Source organism: Deltaproteobacteria bacterium (assembly GCA_009930495.1).
Lineage (GTDB): Bacteria > Desulfobacterota > Desulfovibrionia > Desulfovibrionales > Desulfomicrobiaceae > Desulfomicrobium.
On record RZYB01000130.1, the window covers coordinates 1 to 7634 of the forward strand.

8 protein-coding genes are annotated in these 7634 nt (G+C 59.4%); 3 read left to right on the forward strand and 5 right to left on the reverse strand.

Features of this window, described 5'->3' with window-relative positions; genetic code table 11:
- The 4 genes from EOL86_10435 to EOL86_10450 form a co-directional block, all read right to left on the reverse strand.
- On the reverse strand, nt 1-299 hold a 299-nt coding region (locus EOL86_10435), incomplete at its 3' end, for a glycoside hydrolase (GenBank protein ID NCD25988.1).
- Between the two features lie 11 nt (nt 300-310).
- The gene (gene glgA, locus EOL86_10440; GenBank protein ID NCD25989.1) at nt 311-1777 is read right to left on the reverse strand and encodes a glycogen synthase GlgA; all 1467 of its coding nucleotides are present in this window, start codon (nt 1775-1777) and stop codon (nt 311-313) included.
- Nucleotides 1774-2286 (reverse strand): NUDIX hydrolase, encoded by a 513-nt coding sequence (locus tag EOL86_10445; GenBank protein ID NCD25990.1) that lies wholly within the window; start codon nt 2284-2286, stop codon nt 1774-1776. Before EOL86_10445 ends, glgA begins: the two co-directional genes overlap by 4 nt.
- A gap of 430 nt (nt 2287-2716) precedes the next feature.
- Nucleotides 2717-3325: a threonylcarbamoyl-AMP synthase gene (locus EOL86_10450; GenBank protein NCD25991.1), complete on the reverse strand. Its 609-nt coding sequence runs from the start codon at nt 3323-3325 to the stop codon at nt 2717-2719.
- 190 nt (nt 3326-3515) lie between these two features.
- Here EOL86_10450 and EOL86_10455 point away from each other — a divergent pair, with 190 nt between their 5' ends.
- Nucleotides 3516-3980, forward strand: a complete 465-nt coding sequence (locus EOL86_10455) for a hypothetical protein (protein NCD25992.1) — start codon at nt 3516-3518, stop codon at nt 3978-3980.
- 40 nt (nt 3981-4020) lie between these two features.
- Here the strand turns inward: EOL86_10455 and EOL86_10460 are convergent, their stop codons facing one another.
- The gene (locus EOL86_10460) at nt 4021-4518 is read right to left on the reverse strand and encodes a CinA family protein (GenBank protein NCD25993.1); all 498 of its coding nucleotides are present in this window, start codon (nt 4516-4518) and stop codon (nt 4021-4023) included.
- A 175-nt stretch (nt 4519-4693) separates the two neighbouring features.
- On the opposite strand from EOL86_10460, the gene EOL86_10465 reads away from it, so the two are divergent.
- Both EOL86_10465 and EOL86_10470 read left to right on the forward strand, forming a co-directional pair.
- Nucleotides 4694-5236 (forward strand): YeeE/YedE family protein, encoded by a 543-nt coding sequence (locus EOL86_10465; protein NCD25994.1) that lies wholly within the window; start codon nt 4694-4696, stop codon nt 5234-5236.
- Nucleotides 5233-5763 carry a YeeE/YedE family protein gene (locus EOL86_10470; GenBank protein NCD25995.1) on the forward strand — a complete coding sequence of 177 codons (531 nt, stop codon included), beginning with the start codon at nt 5233-5235 and terminating at the stop codon, nt 5761-5763. The genes EOL86_10465 and EOL86_10470 overlap by 4 nt, the downstream gene beginning before the upstream one ends.
- Nucleotides 5764-7634: the final 1871 nt, after the last annotated feature.

Here is a 7634-nt window from a genome sequence, read left to right on the forward strand (position 1 = left end):
ATCACGGAATTTTCGCAGTTGCCGTAGGCGCTATAAACATAGCCGTCCGCGCTCCAGTCATTCTCCCATCGGTCATCGTCCAAAAGATAGCGAAACTGGTATTCCTGGCCCACGGGCAAATCGAGAACAACTTTGAAGGAGCCGTCCTTGAGTTTTTTCATGGGCGTGGCGCGAATGGCCCAGTCGTTGAATTCGCCCACCAGAAAAACCGTCCGGGCGCCACCTGTTTCGGATTTGGACAGACGGAATGTAACCTTGCACATTTTTTTGGATTTCATATATTTTTTTTCGATGCTCATCGAGACCTCCGTCAAAGAGCAAGATCGCCGCGCAATGACGTGTAAACCTCTATGTACTGCTTGGCCGAGGTTTCCCACGAAAAATTCGCGGCCATGGCGTTACGCTGGATATCCTTCCAAACCGACGTGTTCCGCCACGCTTCGACCGCCTGCCGCACGGTCTCCAGCAGGGCCTCGGGCGTGGCCTCGGGAAAAATAAACCCATTGGCACCAGGGGCGGGATAGGGAGTGATCGTGTCCAGCAACCCACCCACGGCGGTAGCCACTGGCGGCGTACCATAACTGAGGCTGTACATTTGTGTCAGGCCGCAGGGTTCGTAGCGCGAGGGCATGAGAAAAATATCCGCCCCGGCCTGGATGAGATGGGACATTTCCTCGGTGTAGCCGATGACGCCCACGACCCGGCCAGGGTAATCTTCCATGATGCGCACGAAGCGGTCCTCGAATTCGGGTCTTCCCTCGCCCAGCGCGACCAGGCCGACATCGAGTTTCATCAGTTCCGGAATGATGTCGAGAATCAGGTCGATGCCCTTCTGTCCCCGAAAACGACCAATAAAACCAAGCACGGGACGATGCTCGAGCTTGGGGTCGAGTTTGAGCGTCTTGAGCAAATACCTCTTGCACTGGGCCTTTCCGTCCGGATCATCCTTGGAATAGGTGCTTTCGAGCACGGGATCATGCTCCGGGCTCCAGATGGAATAATCCGCGCCATTCAAAATTCCGACCAGATCCGCGGCGCGACGGCTCAAAATGCCCTCCAGGCCGCACCCAAAATCCGCGGTCATGATTTCCTGGGCATAACTCGGGCTGACCGTGGTGATTTTGTCGGCATAGGCGATACCGGCTTTCAGAAAATTGAAACTGCTGTGGAACTCCACGCCTTCCATGTTCCAGGCGTCCAAGGGCAATCCCGACTGTTCGAAAATGCGGTAGGAGAACCGCCCCTGGTAGGCGAGGTTGTGAATGGACATGACCGTGCGCATCCCGGCCCAAAACGGATCGGTCCGACGCCAAAAAGCCAGATATGCCATGGCCAGCCCGGCGTGCCAGTCCTGGGCATGCACAATGCGCGTGCCCATGTGCAGATAGCGGATGGCGCAAAGGGCCGCGCGACAAAAAAAGATGAACCGTTCGCCGTTGTCGAAATAGTCACCCTTGTGCGTGCAATAGTAATGGCGGCGGTCGAAGTATTCCCCCCGCTCAATAAAATACACCGGCAGGCCGTGATAATCGGCCCGATAGATATCCGCAGTGGAGTCCGGCCAGGGATACCCCACCGGACAATTTTCGTACGCCAGACGCACGGGATAATGGCCCGTGGACAGGCGACCGTAAAAAGGGGTGATCACGGCCACGCGCGCGCCCATTCGCGACAGCGTGAGCGGCAGGATGCCCATGACATCGGCCAGCCCCCCGGACTTGGAAAAAGGGTACATTTCCGAGGTCAGAAAAACGATGTCGTGGGGTGGGTTGATCATACGCTCCTTCCCGTAAGTTTGACATAATCATCAAGGATTTTGCGATGATCAAACGCCATTTCGGGCAGCCCGTCCAGCGGGAAAAAGCGGGCCAACCGAGCGTCGTCACCGGCCAGAGGTGATGCCAGGGGGGCGGCTTCGGCCATGAAAACCACGCTCAAGGTGTGGAAGCGGGGGTCCCGGCGCGGGTCGGAATACACGCCAAGCAAGCCCGTCAAGCGTACCTCCAGGCCCGTTTCCTCGCGAGCCTCGCGCACGGCGGCCTGTTCCGCGCTTTCCCCGTAATCGATGAAGCCTCCTGGCAAGGCCCATCCATGAGGTGGATTACGCCGTTCGATAAGCAAAACGCCCAGACCGGGCCGGTACACAAGAATATCCACGGTTGGGAATGGATTCCGCACGGGCACGGCGCCACCACAATGCGGACAAGGCAGGGTCAAGGAATGCACGACAAAAACTCCTTCTCTTGGCGAAAGGCTTGTGAATCTTGATCGCACGGATAGCACCATCCTTCCAAGACTTGAAGCCCCAAACACAAAAAGTCACACCCATGAACGCGTGGTCAAAAATATTGAACCAGCCCGACACGGCGCATGAGTCCAACGCGTGGCCGGAATCCGGGCACTTCGCGGCAAACGGTGGATACGCCAAGGTCAAGGAGGGAAAAATTGGGCCGATGCCAAAGCAAAATCGGCCCCCGTATCACCCGATACGGGGGCCGACTTTGGCAAAAAGAGGAAGTTGTTTTCTAATAAGCAAAGGGCGGGCCAAATCCAAACAAGCCACTCCGGCCAATACAAAAAGACAATAACTACATTAAATCAAAGGCAAAAAAAATTATCATCTCCCAGCACCTGGTTCAAATCCAATACAAATTTTTAAACCACGTCCTCCTCATTCATTGACAGGCCGTCAAGAGCCAACAAATTTTTTGTACTCCTACATCGCGACCACGTATCCGTGTCTGGCAAAATCCTCCCTTGACAACGCGCCCGGCCGTAGAATCCGCACCGTGTCCGCGTCCACGAGCTCGACCAGCGTGGACGGCGCCCTGCCTTCGGGCCAAGGCCTAGCGTCGAGCACCAAAACGCTCTGGGCGAGTTCCACATCCAACACATGGGGATCGGCCACCGCGGCCTGCCCGCTTTTGTTGGCGCTGGAGGAAACCAAGGGCGCACCGGCGGCACGACAAAGAGCCCGGGCCAGGGGATGCGGGGTCATGCGCACGGCCGAACGTCCAAATCCGTCCTTGGCCAGGGAACAAACCGCCGCCACCACCGGCGTCACGATCGACAGCGGGCCCGGCCAAAAAACTTGGGCCAAGGCCAAGGCGGCCTGATCGAGGCGGGTGAAACGCGCCACCATGTCCCAGTCGGCGAGAATAAGGGGCAAGGGCTTGTCCAGAGGACGATCCTTGAGATAAAACACGCGCTCCACGGCCTTGGGCAACGTCGCCAGACAGCCCAGGGCGTAAAAAGTCTCGGTCGGGTAGATGACCAGCTCGCCGCGACGCAAGGCCAGGGCCGCCTCTTCCCATGGCGCGCTCATGCCCGCCTCCCGGAACGCATTGACCGGGGAGTACGCCCGTTGGTATGCCGCTTGTGTCGCTCACGGGCTGCTATCTCGGCAAACCTTGCCGCCCACGCCCAGCAAAAATTAATAACATCCATAAATTTAAACCATTATTTCCTTGGCAGAGTCCTTGCTTCAGACAGAGGCAAAAAGGAAGGAGATGGCCATGAAAATCACTCCGGAACAAATCGCTGCCCTGCAGCTCCAGCAAAAAAACACAGCCCGATCCACTTCCGGCGACGGATTCGCGCAGGCTCTGACCCAGGAAATGAACACGGAAACTCCCGTTCAGGCAGCATCGGGCGCAACGCCGGTCGTGCCGATGGCAGGCCTTGACCAAATCTTGCACGCCTCGATGCTGCAACAACCCACAGAGCAGACGGTCATGGAAAAAATGGATACCCTGCTTTCCAAATGGGAAAATTATTCCCAGACACTTGGCGCGGAGGGAGGAAGCCTGCGCGAGGGCTACCACCTCCTGACCGACATCCGGCAAGACATCCAGGAGGTCAAAAACGATCTCGCCACCAATCCCGCCTCAAGGCAGGAATTGCACAGCATGGTTGAAGAATTGGACATCCTGACCACCACGGAAGAATACAAATTCAACCGTGGCGACTACCTGAACTGATCCCGGCCAGAGCCACTCCTGTTTTTTTGCGGCGCGTTCGTCAGAACGCGCCGTTTTTGATGGTCGCGAGCAATCCATCCAGAGCCGCGGCCATGCTTTGCCCCTTGATATTCAAACGATCTCCGGAAAAAAGATGCTTGCGGCTCCAAACCCGCCCCGACACGGTCCAGGCAATCCAAACCGTGCCCACGGGCTTTTCGACGCTGCCGCCACCCGGCCCGGCAATTCCGGATATGGCGAGCCCGACCTGGACATCCATCAACGCGGCAATACCCCGCGCCATGGCCTCGACGCATTCGGAGCTGACCGCGCCATGGCGGATCAAGACCTCCTCGGGCACGCCCAAAAGCTTCATCTTGACCCGGTTGTCATAGGCCACCACCGCGCCCTCGAACCACTCCGAACTGCCCGCGACATTGGTCAAGGTGCTGGCCACCAACCCTCCCGTGCACGATTCGGCCGTGGCCAGGCGCATCCCGGCCCGCCGCAGAACCTCTCCCAACTCCATGACCATGCCGGTCACGTCTTTTGTCCGCATTGTCGTCTCCCTGTCTCAACTTTCCGTTCTTCTACGCGGGCCCCTTTCTGGCCGCAAGCAAGGACCCGTCAAGACGATCGGCCCAACATCACCGGGCCTCTTTACATTCTTGCCCACAACCCTACACAATTCAGGATGTTTCGTGTAGAAAACCAGAACACAAGGAGGATACGACATGACATGGAAAACACCCGACGGTGGCTGGAGCCCGTATCTCGCCGGCGCCCTGGTGGGCGTGTTGGCCCTGGTCTCGGTCTACGCCACCACGACCTTTCTCGGCAAATCAAGCTATCTGGGCGCCTCGACAACCTTCGTGCGCGCCACGGGAATCGTGGAAGAGGCCGTGGCTCCGGAACACGTCGCGACCAATGACTACTTCATCAAGACAAAAGTCCGCGTGGATTGGCAATTCATGCTCGTGCTCGGTATTTTCATCGGCTCGCTGCTCTCCTCGGTCACGGACAAAAGCTTCAAGCTGGAGAGCGTGCCGCCAGTCTGGCGGGAACGCTTTGGATCATCCGTGACGACGCGCGCGGTCGGCGCGTTTCTGGGCGGGATCGTGGCCATGATCGGAGCGCGCATGGCCAGCGGCTGTCCGAGCGGACACGGATTGAGCGGCATGATGCAGCTGTCCGTCAGCGGTCTGGCCGCGGTGGCCATGTTTTTTGGCGTCGGCATTCTGGTCGCGGCCCTGATTTACCCAAGGAGGAGCAAATGAACACCGCCCAACTGCTCGGACTGATCACGGGTATCGCGTTTGGCTTCTTGCTGCAAAAGGGCCGGGTGCTGCGTTTTGAAAAACAGGTCAACGCCATGCTCCTCAAAGACATGACCATCCTTAAATTCATGCTTTCGGCGATCATCGTCGGCATGGTCGGCGTGGCCGTCATGTCCGGCGCGGGAATCATCACCCTAAGCCACAAGGCCATGAACGTCGGCGCGGTACTGGTCGGCGGCGCGCTGTTCGGCGCTGGTTGGGCGGTCATGGGATTCTGTCCGGGGACGTCCGTCGGTGCCCTGGGCGAAGGCCGCTGGCACGCCGTCTTCGCCATCGCGGGCATGCTCGCCGGCGCGGCCATCTACGCGGAACTCTATCCTTTTTTCAAGGCAACGGTCCTGTCCTGGGCTGATTACGGAAAAATCGGCCTGCCCGAGGCCCTGGGCGTCTCTGCCTGGGTCATCATTCCCGTTTTCATCATCGCTTTCCTGGCCCTGTTCCGCTGGTTCGAACGCAAAGGGCTGTAGACTCTCACCCCACATCCAACCCACCAAGCGCGGAGTGCCAGACCGCGTTTGGTGGCCGCAGTCGCCAACGCGAGACCAGCCAACAACCTCCGGTGGCCCTGCCTCGAAAAAACAGGCGGCGCGAAGACACAGTCCCCGCGCCGCCTGACTCGTCCTTGTCCGTCGATCAATGATGCGCGTCTCCGGCCGGGGTTTCCACATGGCACGCGGCACACGTCTCCTTGGCGCCAATGGGGGCCGCAAAACCCATGTATTGCAAGGGCTGCAGACTATCCCGCTCCGCTCCATAGGCATTGGTGGCCGGATAGGTGGCATGAGGCGCCCCATGACAGGCAATACAGGGCACGGCTTCCATGGCATCCTTGCGGTTGCGGTACAAATCGGCCGGCCCCTTGGTCCAGGCATTGAACGCCGAGGCCGTGGCCGGATCCGGAGCGCCATCCTCGTGGCAGGTCATGCACTCGGGCTCCTGAATCCACGGGACGCGGGGGGTTATGCCTTCGTTATCGTCAACGAGCCTGGCGGCGATCCCGGCCATGTAGGGCTTGGCCCGGTCCTTGCCAGCGTCCGCTTCCGCCTTGAGCAAGGACAAGGCGTGGTCCTCGAGGTATCCGTGACAATCCTGGCACCCCAACCCCACGGCGGCGTGATTGTCGCGCAGACAGCGGGTGGCGCCGGTGGGGCTGTCGGGATGGCAGCGCGCGCAGACCTCGGCGCCTTGCCCCTTGAGGTACTGAGCGTGAAATCCATGCATCGCCGCCGGCAGGTTCAATAACGCGGGATCTCCCTTGGCGTTGAGCAGGGGGTCGGGATGACAGCTTTGGCACAGCACGGGCTTTCCGGCCTTGGCCTGGGCCGCGAGCGTGGTGCCGGAGCGTTTGTCATGAACATCGAGCACGCCCTGGGCCGTGGCCGCGGAAATACCGGCCACGCCCTTGCGCCACTGACCGCCATGGCAACTCTTGCAACCCATCTCCGCCCCGACAGGCGCCACGACCTTGGTTCGCGCCAGCACCTCGCCGGAAGTCTTGTCCTTGGCCACAACCGTGAACACGGGATAGGGATTCATGCCACCGTCGTCGGAATAGGGAACCACGGGAATGCCCACCGCCTCGAAGATTTTGGACTGGGCGTTGTAGGTCATGTCACCGTTCATGCCCCGACCCGTGGTTGAAACGTTCAGCGGCAAATCCTTACCCACCAAGGATGGGGCATGTTTCCAAAAATCGACATGTCTCGATGGATTCTGAAAGTCCGCCGGTGCCTCGTAACTGATGACCACGGGCTCGCCATCGATCTGCTCCGGAAATTCACCGCGCCGGATCAGGACGGCGCCCAGGGCATTGCCCGGAGGCAAGAGCGAAAAAAAACCGTCAGCGTCGGAAATGCATTTCATTCCCAAGGTATTCCAGGCCAGCAGGACATACTCGTCCGAATCCGGGTCAAAAGGCAGGGGCGTCTCGCGCAAGGGCTTGATGTCAACAAAGCTGTGGTCATCGGGTTCGCGATTGTTGATGGCAATGGTAATATACTCGGCCAGGGCGCGGCGTTCCCTGGCATCACCAAGAAAGGGCGGCATGTGCGTGAAGACATGCCCCTGGCCGGTCAGGTAGGCCTCCATGCCCACGGTGGAAACATTGGCCGTGGCCTTGCGGATGTCATTCATGGGACCGCCCACGCTGTGGCAGGACAGGCACTGGAAAACAAACAGCTGACGCCCGGCTTCGAGGCGTTTGTCGGCGTCCTTGATGGCTGCCCATTTGGCACGAGGTAGAAAGGGCTCGTCCAGCTCGCCAACCTGTTCCAGGCGCACGCCCTGGGCCCAGGTATGGCCATGGATGATCCACGGCTTGCGGCCAGCCTCGCGCACA

Bases quoted from the DNA above. Each gene is read 5' to 3' on its own strand.
- glgA (NCD25989.1), bottom strand. From the start codon at position 1,777: ATGATCAACCCACCCCACGACATCGTTTTTCTGACCTCGGAAATGTAC.
- EOL86_10445 (NCD25990.1), bottom strand. From the start codon at position 2,286: ATGGTGCTATCCGTGCGATCAAGATTCACAAGCCTTTCGCCAAGAGAA.
- EOL86_10450 (NCD25991.1), bottom strand. From the start codon at position 3,325: ATGAGCGCGCCATGGGAAGAGGCGGCCCTGGCCTTGCGTCGCGGCGAG.
- EOL86_10455 (NCD25992.1), top strand. From the start codon at position 3,516: ATGAAAATCACTCCGGAACAAATCGCTGCCCTGCAGCTCCAGCAAAAA.
- EOL86_10460 (NCD25993.1), bottom strand. From the start codon at position 4,518: ATGCGGACAAAAGACGTGACCGGCATGGTCATGGAGTTGGGAGAGGTT.
- EOL86_10465 (NCD25994.1), top strand. From the start codon at position 4,694: ATGACATGGAAAACACCCGACGGTGGCTGGAGCCCGTATCTCGCCGGC.
- EOL86_10470 (NCD25995.1), top strand. From the start codon at position 5,233: ATGAACACCGCCCAACTGCTCGGACTGATCACGGGTATCGCGTTTGGC.